The 17,225-nt window shown below is 36.9% G+C and carries 12 protein-coding genes; 5 read left to right on the forward strand and 7 right to left on the reverse strand.

From position 1 onward, the window contains the following. Positions 1-168: 168 nt before the first annotated feature. A complete protein-coding gene (locus A1704_RS02860; protein ID WP_062670282.1) occupies positions 169-726 on the reverse strand; it encodes a DNA-3-methyladenine glycosylase I in 558 nt (185 codons plus the stop codon). 138 nt (positions 727-864) lie between these two features. On the opposite strand from A1704_RS02860, the gene A1704_RS02865 reads away from it, so the two are divergent. The 3 genes from A1704_RS02865 (at position 865) to A1704_RS02875 (ending at position 4,409) form a co-directional block, all read left to right on the forward strand. Then, the gene (locus A1704_RS02865; RefSeq protein ID WP_034697596.1) at positions 865-1,164 is read left to right on the forward strand and encodes a hypothetical protein; all 300 of its coding nucleotides are present in this window, start codon (positions 865-867) and stop codon (positions 1,162-1,164) included. A gap of 120 nt (positions 1,165-1,284) precedes the next feature. Further along, positions 1,285-2,094, forward strand: coding sequence for an enoyl-ACP reductase FabI (locus A1704_RS02870; protein WP_062670284.1), 810 nt, complete (start codon positions 1,285-1,287; stop codon positions 2,092-2,094). Between the two features lie 452 nt (positions 2,095-2,546). After that, complete coding sequence (locus A1704_RS02875; RefSeq protein ID WP_062670286.1) at positions 2,547-4,409, forward strand: DUF3472 domain-containing protein; 1,863 nt, start codon at positions 2,547-2,549, stop codon at positions 4,407-4,409. Between the two features lie 91 nt (positions 4,410-4,500). Here the strand turns inward: A1704_RS02875 and A1704_RS02880 are convergent, their stop codons facing one another. The 6 genes from A1704_RS02880 to A1704_RS02905 form a co-directional block, all read right to left on the reverse strand. Further along, positions 4,501-5,940, reverse strand: coding sequence for a glycoside hydrolase family 30 protein (locus A1704_RS02880; protein ID WP_062671558.1), 1,440 nt, complete (start codon positions 5,938-5,940; stop codon positions 4,501-4,503). A 40-nt stretch (positions 5,941-5,980) separates the two neighbouring features. Then, on the reverse strand, positions 5,981-6,790 hold the full coding sequence (locus tag A1704_RS02885; protein WP_062670288.1) for a glycoside hydrolase family 16 protein: 810 nt from the start codon (positions 6,788-6,790) through the stop codon (positions 5,981-5,983). 74 nt (positions 6,791-6,864) lie between these two features. Next, on the reverse strand, positions 6,865-9,087 hold the full coding sequence (gene bglX, locus A1704_RS02890) for a beta-glucosidase BglX (protein ID WP_062670289.1): 2,223 nt from the start codon (positions 9,085-9,087) through the stop codon (positions 6,865-6,867). A gap of 9 nt (positions 9,088-9,096) precedes the next feature. After that, positions 9,097-10,521: a glycoside hydrolase family 30 protein gene (locus A1704_RS02895; protein ID WP_062670291.1), complete on the reverse strand. Its 1,425-nt coding sequence runs from the start codon at positions 10,519-10,521 to the stop codon at positions 9,097-9,099. 3 nt (positions 10,522-10,524) lie between these two features. Next, entirely contained in the window at positions 10,525-12,054 is a 1,530-nt protein-coding gene (locus A1704_RS02900) for a RagB/SusD family nutrient uptake outer membrane protein (protein ID WP_062670293.1), read from the reverse strand. Positions 12,055-12,064: 10 nt separating this feature from the next. Further along, positions 12,065-14,983, reverse strand: a complete 2,919-nt coding sequence (locus tag A1704_RS02905) for a SusC/RagA family TonB-linked outer membrane protein (protein WP_062670295.1) — start codon at positions 14,981-14,983, stop codon at positions 12,065-12,067. A 176-nt stretch (positions 14,984-15,159) separates the two neighbouring features. On the opposite strand from A1704_RS02905, the gene A1704_RS02910 reads away from it, so the two are divergent. Both A1704_RS02910 and A1704_RS02915 read left to right on the forward strand, forming a co-directional pair. Beyond that, positions 15,160-16,344 (forward strand): MFS transporter, encoded by a 1,185-nt coding sequence (locus A1704_RS02910; RefSeq protein ID WP_082798687.1) that lies wholly within the window; start codon positions 15,160-15,162, stop codon positions 16,342-16,344. Positions 16,345-16,360: 16 nt separating this feature from the next. Further along, entirely contained in the window at positions 16,361-17,149 is a 789-nt protein-coding gene (locus tag A1704_RS02915) for an NUDIX hydrolase (RefSeq protein ID WP_062670299.1), read from the forward strand. Positions 17,150-17,225 lie beyond the last annotated feature (76 nt).

Consider the following 17,225-nt stretch of genomic DNA (forward strand, 5'->3'; position numbering starts at 1 on the left):
AGTGATTAATATAAAATTTAATCACAAAATAATGAAAAACGTTTAATATCAAGCAATTAACCAATACAGCATTCATTAGGCCTTTCTGATATATCCCATTCTGTGTTTAATTTTTTAAATTACAAAATCAACAATAAACTTCACTAAATATTGAATAAAAATCAACAGCTATTTTCTAAGAAAACATTTTTTTAAATGATCATTGACCATTCCGGTAGCTTGCATATGAGCATAAATGACTGTAGAACCTACGAATTTGAATCCTCTCTTTTTAAGTTCTTTGGAAATAAGATCTGAAACCTCTGTTGTAGCAGGAATGTCGGATAATGTTTCGGGGCAGTTGTCGATTGGTTTTCCATCAATAAAATTCCAGATATAGTGGGAAAAGCTTCCAAATTCCTTCTGAACTTCTATAAATTTCTGTGCATTGGTGACAGCTGACAGAATTTTAAGCCTATTTCTGATAATTCCGGGGTTATTCATCAGTTCCTCAATCTTTTTTTCAGAATAAGCTGCCACTTTTTTATAATCAAAATCATCAAAAGCTGTTCTGAAATTTTCCCTTTTAGACAAAATGGTATACCAGCTCAAGCCGGCTTGAAAACTCTCAAGAATCAGGAATTCAAATATTGTTTCATCATCATACACAGGCCTTCCCCACTCTTCATCATGGTATTTTCTGTAGAGATCATCTTTTTCACACCAGCCACAACGTATTTTTTCCATAATTATCAATTTTATACTTTAAATTTACTATTGATTTAGTAAAATATAACAAAATATTATGAAAAGTTTAACAGAGAGATTCTATTTTAGGAATGGTTATTGTTTAATTACTCATACCAAATTAAAATTTATACTATTATGAACAATTCAGAGTACAATAAAGCGGAAAATGCAGTAAACAATGTAGAAAATTCTTTACAGAATGCAACGGACAAAGCCAAGTGGAAAATCAATGAATTGGCAGACAAGGCTAAAGATTATATCAATGAAAAGAGGAATAATGATCAGGAAGCCAGCCAGGAAGACTGGCTAGACAGGGTAAAAGCTAATGTATCCGATGCATGGGAAGATATCAAGGATAAAGCAGATGAAGCATGGGAAAAAACCAAAGATGCGGCAGAGGATGTAAAGGCAGAATGGAATAAGAAAACCAATTAGTATTTCAGTCATATAAATATTTTCAATAAAATGGAGTCTTAAATTGATAAGGCTCCATTTTTTATTATGCCATAAGCACAATTATTGTTACATTTGTATTATAATAAACATTAAAAAATTATGTCATACGGTTTACTTAAAGGCAAAAAGGGAATTATTTTTGGAGCCCTTAATGAACAATCTATCGCATGGAAAGTTGCTGAAAGATGCCATGAGGAAGGTGCTGAATTCATTTTATCAAACGCTCCTATTGCTTTGAGAATGGGAGAACTTAATGGTTTAGCAGAAAAAACAGGTTCTGAAGTAATAGGTGCTGATGCTACTTCTATAGAAGATCTTGAAAAACTTTTTGATGCCGCTGTTGCAAAATTTGGAAAAATCGACTTTATCCTTCACTCTATCGGAATGTCTATCAACGTAAGAAAAGGAAAACATTATACAGAAATGAATTACGACTGGTTGGAAAAAGGCTGGGATATTTCCGCTGTTTCTTTCCATAAAGTAATGCGTGTAGCTTGGGAAAAAGACTGTATGAACGAATGGGGAAGTATTTTGGCCCTTACTTATATTGCAGCTCAGAGAACATTTCCTGATTATAATGATATGTCTGATAACAAAGCGTATCTGGAAAGCATCGCAAGAACTTTCGGAAACTATTGGGGAGAAAGAAAAGTACGTGTCAATACGGTTTCTCAGTCTCCAACAATGACTACTGCCGGTAGCGGTGTGAAAGGTTTCGGAGGATTCCTTGGATATGCAGAAGATATGTCTCCGCTAGGAAATGCTACAGCTCTTGAATGTGCAGATTATTGTGTAACTTTATTCTCTGATCTTACTAAAAAAGTAACCATGCAGAATCTTTTCCATGATGGAGGTTTCAGCAGCTCAGGAGTTACTCAGAGAGTAATCAGTAAATATGACGCTGAATAATCATTCATAAAACAATAGCGGACTAATAAAGTTCCGTTCAAAATAAGTAAAGCCCATGAAAATTTTTTCATGGGTTTTCTGTTTGTATCATCCGGATACTCCTCATTTGGCGAATTCTTCCAGGCCACTATTACCGACAGTCAAAAGTTGTTGCATTCTGCTACATTATCCAAAATAAATAAAGATACCTGCTCATTATTAAAATACATACCATCTATAATATATATCGGATGTGTGAAATAATTATTAGTTAAGAAAGTCAACAACAACTCTATTTTAAGAAAAAGAAAAAGTAAAAACCCAACATTAAAATATTATTATTTTCTTAAAAATATCTTTTTCAATTAACAACAAAAATATTAATTTCCCATAAAACAATATTAATTTTCTATAATATAAATCATAAAACAAAATAATTTATAATTTAACATCATCAACTAAAAACAAGTTTTATGAAAAAACATTTAATTTTTTTTGCCGCAATACACTTTATTGCCGCAATTTCATTTTTTAATCCTATAAAGGCACAGACCTGCCCAAGCTGGGGGCCTTATATAGAAGGATTTGATATGGCTAATACCGGGGAACTTTGGTACTCGGAAGTAATGGTAGACAATACCTGTAAAAAAATCAATACCTATTATTCAACGCTGAACTTTTCTTTAGGTCCGCGAGGAGGATATGGAGGAATTCAATACAAACCGAATGAAGTGTATAATAACATCTTCTCTATGTGGGACATACAGGACTCCAGCCTTCCACAGTGTAAAACGGAATATGCAGCGCCCAATACTTTGGTAGATGGTTTCGGAGGAGAAGGAACAGGTCTTCATACAGATAATCCCATGCCATGGGTACCGGGAGTATGGTATGCAACAGTTGCCAGAAGGTGGTCTACCGGTGATGGAAAGACAAGAATAGGGTTCTTTATGTATGATTACGGTGTAGGAAAATGGAAACATTATGTGACTATTATAACGCCGGAAAATAATGCTTCATTTACCGGAACAAAACTGGGAGGTTTCGTAGAGAACTGGAATTCTAGCTTGAATAAAGATTCCCGTTGTGGATATTACAGAAATTTCTGGAGTATGAATGCACAGGGAAACTGGTCAAAACCATTAAGATATACCGCTTCAGCAGGAACCGGATCCTGGGGAGCACAAACAGCATTTAACAATACTGCCATTAAAATAACATCGTGTGGAACAACACCTGCTCCAGCAGGTGGTTCAGTAACTTTTAACAGTATTACTCAGGAAGGTACAAAACCTGCCTCAACTATTCCTATTAATGTCACTACCGTTACCCCTACATATAATTCATCCACTAATTCGGTCAATGTAACTTGGGCAAGTTCAGAAAAAACAAGTCCGCAGCTTTCTTATAAAGTAGCTTTGTATACTGAAGCCAGCTGGGGGAATAATTATACTCCGGTTGCAGTAGTTTCCGGTATCCGTCCTGATCTCCGAAATGTAAGTATTCCTCTTCCTGCTAATTCTCAATCCGGAAAATATTATGTAAGTGTAGTATTGGACGATATATTTAAGCAAACTTCCAATTTCGGATATAACAATATTAATATCATAGCACCTCCGGTCATTGACCCGAATGCCTATTACAGAATAAAAAATGCAGGAAGTAACCTTTATATAAGCCCGGCAAATTATAGTTCTGCATCAAATGTTAAGATGGTACAATATCCGTTTAGTACTAATCCGGCACAGCAATGGAAGCTTGAAAAAACGGGAAAAAACTACATTATTATTAACCATGCTTCCGGATTGGCAATTGATGTTCCCGGTTCTAATATTACTAACGGAACTACATTGATACAGTATTCCAAAACCGGGAATAACAATCAGCAATGGGTACTAAAATCCTATACACCCAATACCATACTTATAGGCACCGCTTTATCAAATATGAAATCGATGGATAATCCTGCCAATTCCCAAACAACAGGTACTAATATTAACATTTGGGATCAGGATATGAATGGTACGGCAGGAATAAATCATCAGTGGATACTTGAACAGGTAATAACCACAACGTCAAGCATGTCTGCAAAACAGGAAATAAATTCTGCCGTTTATCCTAATCCTGTAAAACAAGGGGAAAACCTTACGATAAATCTTCCTGAAAATGGAAATTATGAATTACAAATTGTAAACACAGATGGGCTAACAATACAACACAAGACAGTAAAAGGGGGAAAAACTACAATTTCAACCTCAAATATAAAAAACGGTGTATATTTCTATATTGCTAAAAGCATAAATGGTACTATTTCAGGAAAATTCTCTGTACAATGATAGTATAAGATTGTAACATGATATAATCTAAACGGGCGACCTCAATAAAGGCCGCCCGTTCTGTCAAAAATAATATTAAATTAATATGAAATTATAAAATTACGGTTTGTATAGAATGTGCAGGAGCATTCAGCTTAGCAGCCATTCCTTCTATCCATAGATTGGTTTCAATATCATTGTCCGAATCATTCATGATAACGGTTACCAGCTGTCCGTTTTCATTCATAAAAGCAGAAGATGTAAGGGCTGCTCTGTTGGAAGAACTTCCTATTCTCTGCGCATTCGGTCTGATATATTTTGAAACATGCCCTATATAATAGTATTCATACGTATAGAATACCTCTCCTGTTTTGGTATCAGCAATAATCGGGGCAAAGCAGAAGTTTCCTTTATGATTAGGTCCTCCGGTTTCATCCAATAAAATATTCCAGTCAGTCCATAAAGCATTTCCTTTGTTGAAATCGTTCAGCATATTTTTGCTGTACAGCTCTCCCAGGCTTACATCATAGATTTTATCCATATTGAACTGTTCTTTACATCCTTCCGTAAAAGCCAGGAATTTATCAGGAAAAGCTCTGTGTGTTTCTGCTAAATTGTCAAAAAGCTGAGTTTTGTTGTTCCACGTTTCATACCAATGATAACCGATACCATGGGCATATTTTGAGGTTTCCGGATCACTTAAAGTAGTCGTTGCTCTTTGATAGATAAGGTCTCTGTTGTGGTCCCAGATCATTACTTTTTTGTCTTTATATCCGTTTTTCCAAAGCGTTGGTCCAAGGTTCTTTTTCAGGAATTCTCCTTCTTCTTCAGCGGTATAAATACATGATTCCCAGCTTTGGGTAGCCATGGGTTCGTTCTGAACAGTTAATCCCCAGATATTAATTCCTCTCTTTTCATACTCTTTGATGAATTTGATATAATAATCTGCCCATGTCTGATAGTATTGATTTTCCAATCTGCCGCCTTTATACAAGCTTTGGTTTGATTTCATCCATGCTGGTGGGCTCCATGGTGAGAAATAAAATGTAAAATTATTACCAATAGCTTTCTGAGCTTCTTTAATCATTGGGATTTTATACTTTTCATCATGAGCCACATTAAAGGTCTTTAACGAAGTATCATTATCTTCTACATATGTATAAGAATCACTGGAAAAGTCACAGGAATTCATATTGGTACGAACAACAGTGTATCCCAATCCATTTTTTCCGAAATAAGCATCCAGAATTTCTTTTTGCTTATTCTTTGGCATTTTATAAAAAGTCTCTGCTGAAGCATCTGTAATGGCACCTCCAATTCCTATCAGTTTCTGATATTTAAAATGGGGAGCTACAAAAATACAGGCATCCGTTTCTTTAGGCTGCCCGAACTGCTCAAATGTAACTACTCCCTTATCCACCATCTTCTCATTTGCTTTTGAGTTGGTAAGAACCACTTTAGCTGTTTTTCCTGCATTTTTTTTCCAATAATTCTGAGCATTGACATTCATGACAACGCCTACTACAAAACAACTTACAATTAGTTTTCTCATGATTTTTTCTGTTTCCGGACCCATCCGGTCCTCATCTTCATTATTTATTTTGATAAACTCTTACGTAATCTATATAGTACTTCTGTGGAAAAATGGTATCATCAATACCTTCCTTTCCACCCCAAAATCCTCCTACAGCGAGATTTAGAATGATAAAGTAAGGTCTGTTAAAAGGCCATGCTTCATTGTTTTTCTCTTTATTTTCGTAGGTGAAAAATTTCTTATCATCTATATAGACATCAATCTTTTCCGGTGTCCAGTCTGCTTTATAGACATGGAACTTTTCGCTTGCATCCTTTACAAACAAAGTATCTGTTTTCTGTGTTCCCTGGATATGATTGTATTTTTTGGTATGAACGGAAGCATGGATATACCCTTGGTTATAGCCCACATGTTCCATGATATCCAGCTCACCATCATCCGGCCATTTCTTCATATTTTCACTCATCATCCAGATAGCAGGCCAGGTTCCACGGCCTTTAGGAAGTTTCGCCCTAACTTCTACTGTACCATATTGAAAAGCAAATTTTCCTTTGGTTAAAAGTCTTGCAGAAGTATACTTACTGTTTTCCCGATTTTCTTTTCTGGCTTCAATGATGAGATTTCCTTTTTCCATTCTGGCATTCTCAAGCCTGTTTTTGGTATAAAACTGAGCTTCTTCATTTCCAAAACCGCTTCCTCCGGTATCATAATTCCATTTTAATGAATCCGGAAGGCCTTTGCCGTTAAACTCATCACTCCAAATCAGTTTTCTTCCAGTATCTGGTTTGTTTGAAGCACAATTGAATACAGAAAGGACGAGTGCTCCTGCTGCACAAATTCTGATGAGATTTTTAGCTTTGAGATTCATATGTATGTAGGTTTTAAGTTTTGGCTAAAGCCGTTTTAACGAGCAGGTTTTAATCCGCTCCTCTTGAATTGAATTTATTTCGTCCAGGTGATTCTTTTGGCCTGAACATTTTGAGAATCCGTACCTATCATAATGTCAAATTCTCCGCTTTCCCAATCAAAATTCAGGTTATCATCAAAGAATTTCAAATCTTCTGGTGTCAATTTAAAATCTACTTTTTTACTTTCTCCTTTTTTGATGAATACTTTCTGAAAGCCTTTCAGTTCTTTTACGGGTCTTACAACTTTCCCGAAAAGATCTCTGATATAAAGCTGTACCACTTCTTCTCCGTCATATTTTCCTATATTGGAAACAGTCACACTGATATTCAGTGTCTGATTTCCCGTAAGATTTGTGGAACTTAGAACCATATCAGAATATTTGAAATCGGTATAGCTTAAACCGTATCCAAACGGATATTTCGGGTCATTATCCAGGTCTATATAGGCTGAAACATAGTTTCTGTCTGTATTATTTTTTGCCGGCCTTCCTGTATTATAATGATTATAATACACAGGAATCTGACCAACAGTTCTTGGAAAAGTCATTGGTAGTTTGCCACCTGGATTTACAGTTCCGAACATAACATCAGCAATTGAATTTCCTGCTTCTGTTCCCAGCCACCATGTGTACATAATGGCAGGAATATTGTCTGATGCCCAGTTGAAAATCAGAGGTCGCCCGGCATTGATCATCAGAATGATAGGTTTACCTGTTTTGGCAATTTCTTTTAACAAATCTTCCTGAACACCTGTAAATCCTATATTACTTCTGCTTTTGGCTTCTCCGCTCATCGCATGGCCTTCTCCCAGCGTCATGATGACAACCTCTGCTTTTTTTGCAGTTTCTATGGCTTCAGCAAACTGACTTTTATCCTGATCATCGATATTGCAGCCTTTTGCATATAATAAAGTAGAGTTTTTATCCAGCTGGTTTTTAATTCCGTCAAATTGTGAAACGATTCTTTGATTATCATCTTTGAACGCAACAGACCAGAAACCATGATTAGCTACTGTTTCTTTGCCAAAAGGACCAATCAGAGCAATAGTTTTTGTACTTTTTGAAAGCGGAAGAATATTTCCCTGATTCTTAAGAAGAACAATACTTTTAGAACCGAATTCTCTTCCGAATTTTCTGTTTTCCTGATTATCAGTCTGCTCTTTTTGTCTTTTCTCATTACTGAACCTGTAAGGATCATCGAAAAGCCCCATTTCGAATTTCTTGGTTAAAATTCTACCTGCTGCATCATCTACCAGTTTTGCATCTACTTTTCCTTCTTTCACCAGTTTTGGAAGCTCTGCCATATACACACGGCTTTCCATATCCATATCACTTCCACCCTGTATTGCTCTTTCAGCAGCCTCAGCACCATCTTTAGCATAACCATGAGGAACCATTTCTCCGATGCTTCCCCAGTCTGACACCACAAAACCTTTATAATTCCATTTTCCTTTTAAAAGGTTTCTCTGAATATATTGATTGGCTGTTGCAGGAATTCCGTTAATATCATTGAAAGAATTCATGAAAGTGGCCACTCCTGCTTCTGCCGCAGCTTTAAATGGTGGAAGATAAGTTTCATTCAATTGTCTGAGACTCATATCTACAGAATTGTAATCTCTTCCGCCTACAGCGGCTCCGTAGGCTGCAAAGTGTTTTGCACATGCCATTACCGCATCAAGACTTCCCAAGCCTCTACCCTGAAATCCTTTAATTCTTGCCAGTCCTATTTTTGTTCCAAGATAGGTATCTTCTCCTGAACCTTCCATTACTCTTCCCCATCTCGGATCTCTGGCAATATCCACCATTGGCGCAAACGTCCAGTGAATACCATAAGCGGCAGCTTCTGTTGCGGCAATTCTTTCTGATTTTTCAATCATGGCCAGATCCCAACTTGCAGCCTGTCCAAGATTGACAGGGAATGTGGTACGATAGCCATGGATAACATCCTGCCCGAACAATAAAGGAATTTTCAGCCTGGACTGCATGGCCAGTTTCTGAAAAGCTCTGGTTTCTTCAGAACCTGCTACATTCAACATGGAACCTACTTTTCCTTTTTTAATTTCTTCTAAAACAGCAGCTGAATTGGAATGCTGCGGTCCTGTGGCATATTCAAAACCACTGTACTGAACCATCTGCCCTACTTTTTCTTCCAAAGTCATTTTAGACAATAGCTCTGCTACTTTCTGATCAATGGTCTTTTGTCCGTAAGCATTCAATCCAAATGCAGAAAATGCCAGTAAGAAATAAACTCTTTTCATAGTATCAAATTAAAAAATATAGGTTGCTGTAGAACGTCCTGAAATTGTTACTGCAGCGGTTTTCCCGGCAAATTTAATATTAAAATTCTCATCTGCCTGATTATCGTTCTGTACAATTAAAACTATTTTCCCAAATTGAGTCTTAAAAGCAGCCGTTGAAAGTTTATCCGTCTGCGTGGAAGCGATGCGCTGAGAGCCTGCAGGAATAAATTTTGAAGCATGTGCAATAATATAATAGGAAACATTTCTGGTGAAATTTTCACTGTCGGAAACGGTTATAGCTCCTTTACATTCTGTACATCCGCCATCTGTATGAGGGGCAAATTTCGGATCGTTGGCAAGATTCCATTCCAGCGCAATTTTACTCCAGTTTCTCATAGATCCGATGATCACGTTTTTTGTATGCCAGTTCAGGTCTTCGGTAAAAGTGCCTTTTGAACCTGTCCATTGTTCAGTAAAGTATAAATTCTTATCCGGAAAAGCATTATGTACCGTACTTAATGCAGAAATATCGCCTTCGTAAAGATGAAAAGCAGATCCGTCTATATATTTGCCAGCTTCAGAATCTTTTAAAATATCAATCGCGTATTCGGGTTTGTTGCAATTGTGATCATACACAACAATTTTAGTAGTAATGCTATTTGTTTTAAAAACAGGTCCCAAATGGTTCTTAATAAAATCTCTCTGCTGTTCAGACGGCATATACAAACTTGGGTTATTTCCAGGATGCAGGGGTTCATTTTGCGGAGTTACAGCATCAATGGTAATCCCTTCTTTTTTCATTCCCTGAATATATTTTACAAAATATTGAGCATACGTTCCATAGAATTCAGGTTTTAAACTTCCTCCTTTTGATTTACCGTTGTCTTTCATCCAAACCGGAGGAGACCATGGAGCAGCAATAATTTTAATAGAAGGATTGATTGTCAGAATCTCTTTCAGCATACCAATCAAAGCGTTGTCTTTTGCCAGACTGAATTTTGAAAGCGAAGGATCAGTTTGTCCCTCAGGAAGATCATCATATGAAAAGACTTCACCATCAAGATCAGATGCACCTATGCTCAGTCTTAAATAGTTGATGGATATTGAATTTTTATCATTTCCAAAAAGTTCGTTAAGCAGTGCTTTTCTTTTGGAAGGCGACAACCGGTTGATTACCTCAACACTTCCTCCTGTTAATGTATAGCCAAAGCCATCAACATATTGAAATTTTTGAGTCTCATCAATTTCAATATTCTGAAAGCGGTTGGTGTTATTTACAAATTTAAGGGGAGTCTGCTGCTGTAATTTTACACTTTCATCTCCTTTTGTAAGCCAGTATTGAACTTCGTTTCCTTTATTGGATGCCACTGAGGTACATGATAAAGGAAAAAGGGCCACACCACTAAGTAGCGCGGCACCTCTAAAGAAACTATATAAGTTGTGAAACTTCATATTTTAGTAACCAGGATTTTGTTTGATCTTCGTATTAAGAAGTTCATTATAAGGAATAGGTAAAAGTTCATTCTTATTGGGTTTAAATCCTCTAGATGCTAATTTGGAAGGTGCTTCTCCCCATCTTACGAGGTCAAACCATCGGTGCCCTTCACCAGCCAGTTCACGTCTGCGTTCATCTTTAACAGCTTGCAGTGTTACTGGTACTGAAGGCAGTCCAACTCTGGCTCTTACTGCATCCAATAAAGCCTGGGCTCTTGCACCTGAGCCGTTTAATGCTTCGGCTTCCATTAAGTAAGTATCTGCCAGTCTGATTACGATATAATTCCTGCTGTAGTTTAGCTCCGGAGCTCCGGGAAGATTGGATACCTCATCTCTTCTGGGAAGATATTTATTCAAAAAATAACCGGTATCATTATGAGCGGGTGAATATTTGATCTCTCCGCTTGCAGTCAGTTGTTTTGCGTTCAGGATCGTGGCATTCACTCTCGGATCGTCCTTCAGGAAATTATAAAGATCTTCTGTTGCAGTATTAAATGCCCATCCTGAAACAATATCAGGTGCTGTAGTCTTTAATCTATCGTATCCTCTCGGTCCTATCATTATACAGATAGAGTTTCCTTCATCCTTTCCTTGACCCCAGAAGCCCCAGTCTGAATTTCCTTTATTGGTATGCATCACTTCCAGAATAGATTCTGTGGTGAACTTGTTGTCCTGTCTCCACAGGTCATTATAATTAGCAATTAATTTATATCCGTACTGGCTGACTTGTCCCGGTGTTCCGTTCACTTCTGCAAATTGGGCTGCAGCAAGATCTTTCTTATTGTTATACAGATAAATTTTTCCCAGGATAGCTCTGGCTGTCCCCTGGCTTATCCTTCCTACCTCTGCTTTGTTAGTAGGTGCAATAGATAGTGGAAGATCATTGATGGATGCTACAATATCTGATTCAATCTGCTCATACACTTTCTGAGGCTCTGTCTGAGGGATATTATAATAATCATCGGTTGCTGTAATAGGCTGTAAGATAAGAGGAATATTTCCAAACATTTTCAGCAGCTCAAAATAGTAAAGTGCTCTCAGCGTTTTAGCTTCAGCAATAAATCTTTTGCGTACCTGATCATTCATTTTAGCACCCGGAATTCTCTGAATAAGGAGATTTGCTCTGGCAATTCCCTGATAGAAATCATTCCAGTAGGTTTTGGGAACAGTGATCTGATCAATAGAATAGTTGGAGAAACTTTGTATTCCGGTACCATCTGTAGGACTTCCGCCACCGGAATAGAAATCATCGGAAGCTGCGTTAAAGAAAGTGACCGTATTTTCAAACCCCCCAGAATATTTTCTTAGCAGGTCATACACTGATACCAGCGCACTAAAAGACTGCTCTTCATTCTGGAAGTAGTTATTGGAGTCAAATGCTCCTTTATTCTGTACATCTTCAATGAACTCATCACCACAAGATACGGAACTGAATCCAATACCTGATGTAAGTGCGATCAGTACTATTGCTTTATAGAATCTATTTTTCATGTTTGTTTTTTTAAAATTGAATGTTAGCACCAAATATGAATGTTCTGGCCTGTGGATAATATGCCCTATCTATACCATAGGAATCATTAACTGCAATTTCAGGATCATATCCTGTATATTTTGTAAAAGTGAAAAGATTCTCTCCTGTTACATAGAACCTTACCTTACTAGCACCAAAGCGTTTGGAAATTTCTACCGGCAGCGTATATCCCAACTGAACCAGTTTAATTCTCATAAAATCTCCTTTTTGAAGATAATAGTCGGACATTTTGGTGTAATTTTCATTTTTATCATCGGCATCCAATCTTGCCACCGTATTTGAAGTGCCTGGCCCTGTCCATCGATCAAGAATTGTAGTTTGGTAATTACTGTAGAACAGATCAAGTCTTCTTAGACCCTGGAAAATCTTATTTCCGCCCTGACCTTGTAAAAACACCATCAGATCTACGTTCTTATAATCAAGATTTAATGTTAAACCATAGGTAAACTTAGGGACAGAACTTCCCAGATATGCATAATCATCCTGATTGATTTTACCATCGCCATTTACATCAAGTCTTTTGAAATCACCAGGCTTGGCATTAGGCTGTATCAGGCCACCACTGGCATTTCTATAGGCATCAATTTCTGCCTGTGTCTGGAAGATACCCAGATTCTGATATCCATAAAAAGCTCCATAAGGTGAGCCCACCTGGAATCTTGTTACTGGTCCCATAGACTGGAAAGATGCAAAGTTTTCGTAGATTTTATCATCTTCTAGTCTTGTTACTTCATTCTTTAAATAGGAGAAGTTACCATTTACTGAAATTCCGAAATCAGACCAGGTCTTTTTATATCCCAGATTAACTTCAACTCCAGTATTGTTCATATCCCCCACATTTCTCCAAGGTCTGTCCGGAGCACCTACATATCCAGGAATATCTACCTGGCGAAGAATATCCGTTGTTTTCTTCTTAAACCAATCCACTGTCAAAGTAAAATCATTTAAGAATTTCAAATCGGCAGCAATATTCAACTGAGAAGTCTCTTCCCAGCGAAGATCCGGGTTTTCAAGAGTAGTTGGAGCGTATCCGATAATGATATTATTATCACCATAGGTATAATTGCTTCCTGATTTAAGGAAGTTGGCAAACCTGAAGTTTTCAATAGCATCATTACCTAAAACACCATATCCTCCCCTGAACTTCAAGGTATTAACGATCTTATTTTCTGGCCAGAAATTTTCGTTGGAGATATTCCATCCCAAAGAGAAAGCAGGAAAGTTCCCCCAATGTCTGTTTTTTGCAAATTTAGAAGAACCATCTCTACGGATAGTACCGGTAAACAGGTATTTATCTTCATAATCGTAAATCACTCTGGCAAAATAAGAGGCCTTATGGGTTTCAACCCCGTCATAAGCTGACGTTGAACGATTTTCCTGAGGAACATCAAAATTAAAGGACGCGTCCTCCCAGTTATTAACCGGCAGGTTGATATAGGTGGTATTATTTCCGGAACCTATATTATAAAAGTAAGCTCCCTGTCCAATTAATACACTCAAATTATGATTTCCCCACTTATTCTGATACGTCAATGTATTTTCCGTATTCCATTCCAACTTTCTATTGCTTTCCCTTAAGAAGCTATTAAATACTGTGTTTCTTGAATTGGTATTAAGATAAAATTTGGGTGTAAACTGTTCTTTTCCCCAATAAGATAACTTTCCGTTAAGAGTAGTTTTGAAAGTAAAATGTTGTAAAAACTTTAACTCTGCAAATATATTCGCCACAAAATCATCAGACCAGTTGTATCTTCCAAGCTGAGTTTGTCTGAATGCCAATGGATTTGTCATTTCATTCTCTACAATAGTTGATACACCATACGGATTTCCGAAAGCGTCTCTAATCAGATAAGGAGAAATACCTGCATTATTATATGGGCTTGTATTCAATAAGGCAGGATCTGTAACCACTACCTGTGTTATAGGATCTAAATTGATCGCTGAACTTAAAGGACCTCCGAATTCGTCATTGGCATTAACTCCTTTCGTCTTTTGGTGGGTATAGGAGAATGTTTGTCCAATGGTAAGGAAATCAAAAACTTTATGGGTAGAATTCAGCCTTACATTCATCCTTTTGTAATTTGAAATATCCTTCAGGACAATTCCGTCCTGTTCATAATATCCAAAAGAAGAATAAAAAGTAGATCTGTCATTTCCTCCACTCAGACTGAATTCATGAGACTTTCTTTCAGCAGTGTTGAAAACTACATCCTGCCAGTCTGTACCGGCTCCAAAAGATTGAGGATTAGTAAAACGCGGGGCCTTTCCAGCATTAGTCAGAGCTTCATTAATAATAGTTCCATACTGGCTGGCATTCAAAAGATCCAATTTTTTTGACGCCGATCCCACCCCATAAAAACCATTATAGGTTAAATTCATCTTTCCCTTTCTCCCTTTCTTTGTCGTTACAAGAATAACACCTTTAGCTGCAGAAACCCCATAGATCGCTGCGGAGGCACCATCTTTCAGAATTTCCATATTTTCTATATCAGACTGGTTGAGCCATGCGATATTATCCACAACAATTCCATCCACAACCCACAAAGGATCATTACTTCCTGCACCAAAACTTGTTACACCACGAACCCTTACTGTAGCTGCAGACCCAGGTTGTCCGGAATTGGTCACCACAGAAACACCTGCCGCCCTTCCCTGAAGGACCTGTTCAGGCTTTCCTGAAGGAATATCCTCAATATCCTTCGCCCTTACACTGGAAATAGCTCCTGTTACGTTACTCTTTTTCTGGGTACCGTAACCGATGACTACCACTTCGTCTATTTTGTTTTCTTTCGCAAGTGTGTCCTTCACCTTGGTGGTCTGGGCACTGAAGTTGGCCGTAAAATAGAGGACGGCAACCACTCCTACGCTTCTTGATATTCTTACATTCATATACAGTTATTGTTTAATTCTCAAATTGAGACAATAAAAATATATTTTTTTTTAATTAATTAACATTCTATTCATAAATATTTTAATTTTTCTTTTATTTTTCAGGGTTAGAAGCCCTATCTTAGCATCAATATTTCATAAAATTTCATAAAAAATTAATAAAGTTATCTCCCAAAATGATCGTCAAGCCTTCAAAAATTTCTCTTCCGTTAAAACTTACCTTTCTCATTTTTTCAATGGTTCTAAACTGTATGGGACTGGTGATTCTGCAGTTGTCAGAAGAGAAAATCACCTATGGAGAACTGGGACTTTTAGAATCTTTTAAAGATCTACCTATTGCTTTTATTTCGCTTTTTGCAGTGAGCTTTATCAACAAGACAGGACCTAAAAAGGCATTGATCCTTGCCTTGGCCATTGTTGGATTCTGTTCCTGCCTGCTTCCTTTTGTAAAGGTTTTCTGGTTTTATAAATTGTGGTTTGCGATTATAGGAGCCTGCTTCGCTATTGGTAAAATCTGTGTTTTTGGGATTATAAGGAATAATATTTCAGATGAAAAATCCCTTGCAAAGACCATGAATAGCGTAGAAGCTTCTTTTATGATCGGGATTTTCGTTGTGAATACGGGTTTTGGATGGGTGATTTCCAGCCAGTATTCTGAATTCTGGAAGTTTGGTTTCTTGCTGATTGCTTTATTATCTGTGTTGACTATTTTTCTGCTTTCGAAGATAGAAATAGTAGAGTCAAAACCTATGGAAAGTAAAAGTATTCTCTCAGAATTATCAGGGTTTACTACCCCTGCAGTAGCTTTGTTTTTAGGAGTGGTCTTTTTTATCGTCTTTGTAGAGCAAGGATTCAATTCATGGCTTCCTTCTTTTTATAAAAACCATTTGAAGGTCAATTCTTTTTTTGCGCTTCAGGCCACTTCTTTTCTATCCGTCTTTTCTTATGCCGGACGAACGGTTACTGCCAATATCATCAAAAGGTTTTCACTGCCCAGATATTATATTACATGTATGGCTCTTATTATCACCTTACTGATCATTATACTGGGAATACAGTATTTTGATTCCGAAGATTCGAGATTCTTACTTTTTTTATTTCCGGTTATTGGCTTGTTTCTTTCACCCCTCTACCCTGTGATCAATTCAAGAATGATTGCGCAGGTGGATAAAAATAAGATTAATCTTTTCACCTCTCTTATTGTTATTTTCTCCTCTCTGGGCAGCTCTGTAAGCTCTATTATTATGGCTGTTTTGTTTGAAAAACAATTGTTGAATTATTATCCATTATACATCTTATCTTCTGTAATTCTGCTTTTTGTGATTAGTTTTATATATTTTACTGTCACAAATAGAAAATAGTTTTATTTTTACTGCCATGAAAATTAAAGACACAAAAAGTAAAGAAACGCTACAGGAACTCATTGACACGAAAGATTTCGTAGCGCATATTTCCGTTGACTGCACCATATTCGGCTTTCATAATAACATTCTGAAAGTTTTGCTTTTAAAATATCATGATCTGGATCTATGGTCACTTCCGGGTGGTTTTGTTTTTAATGATGAAGACCTGAGAGAAGCTGCTGAAAGGGTTTTGTTTGAAAGAACACATCTTAAAGGGTTATTTCTGAAACAGTTTCACACCTTCGGAAGAATAGACCGTACAGAGAACAATGTACATCAGATTCTCCTTAAAAATAAAGGAATAACCGTTCCTGAAGATCACTGGATCTTCCAGCGTTTTATCACAGTAGGTTACTGCAGCCTTATTGATTTTTCTCTGGCTGATACTTTCCCTGACGCTTTCAATGAAAGCTGTGAATGGTTTGAAGTCAACAACCTGCCTAAAATGGCATTCGACCATGACAGAATTATTGAGACAGGTCTTGAATACCTGAGAATGAATATCAATACAGAGGTTGCAGCAAGTAACCTGCTTCCTGAAAAATTTACAATGAAAGACCTTCAGGCTCTTTATGAAACTATTTTAGGACAGAAATTCAGAAGAAATAATTTTCAGCGGAAAATTTTAAGTTTAAATATTCTGGACAGAATGGAAAAACTCTATGACGGCTCGGCCAATAAAGCTCCTTATCTGTATAAATTTAAAACTAAAGTTCATAACTCTACCAATCAGTATCCTATCTCTAATGATGAGGAATCATAAAAATATAAATTTAACTAAAATCATAAACAAAGTAACAGTAGCCCTCTGAGAATCAATAGTAAAACAAGTTTTTAAA

Origin of the sequence: Chryseobacterium cucumeris (genome assembly GCF_001593385.1) — a bacterium.
Classification (GTDB): Bacteria; Bacteroidota; Bacteroidia; order Flavobacteriales; family Weeksellaceae; genus Chryseobacterium; species Chryseobacterium cucumeris.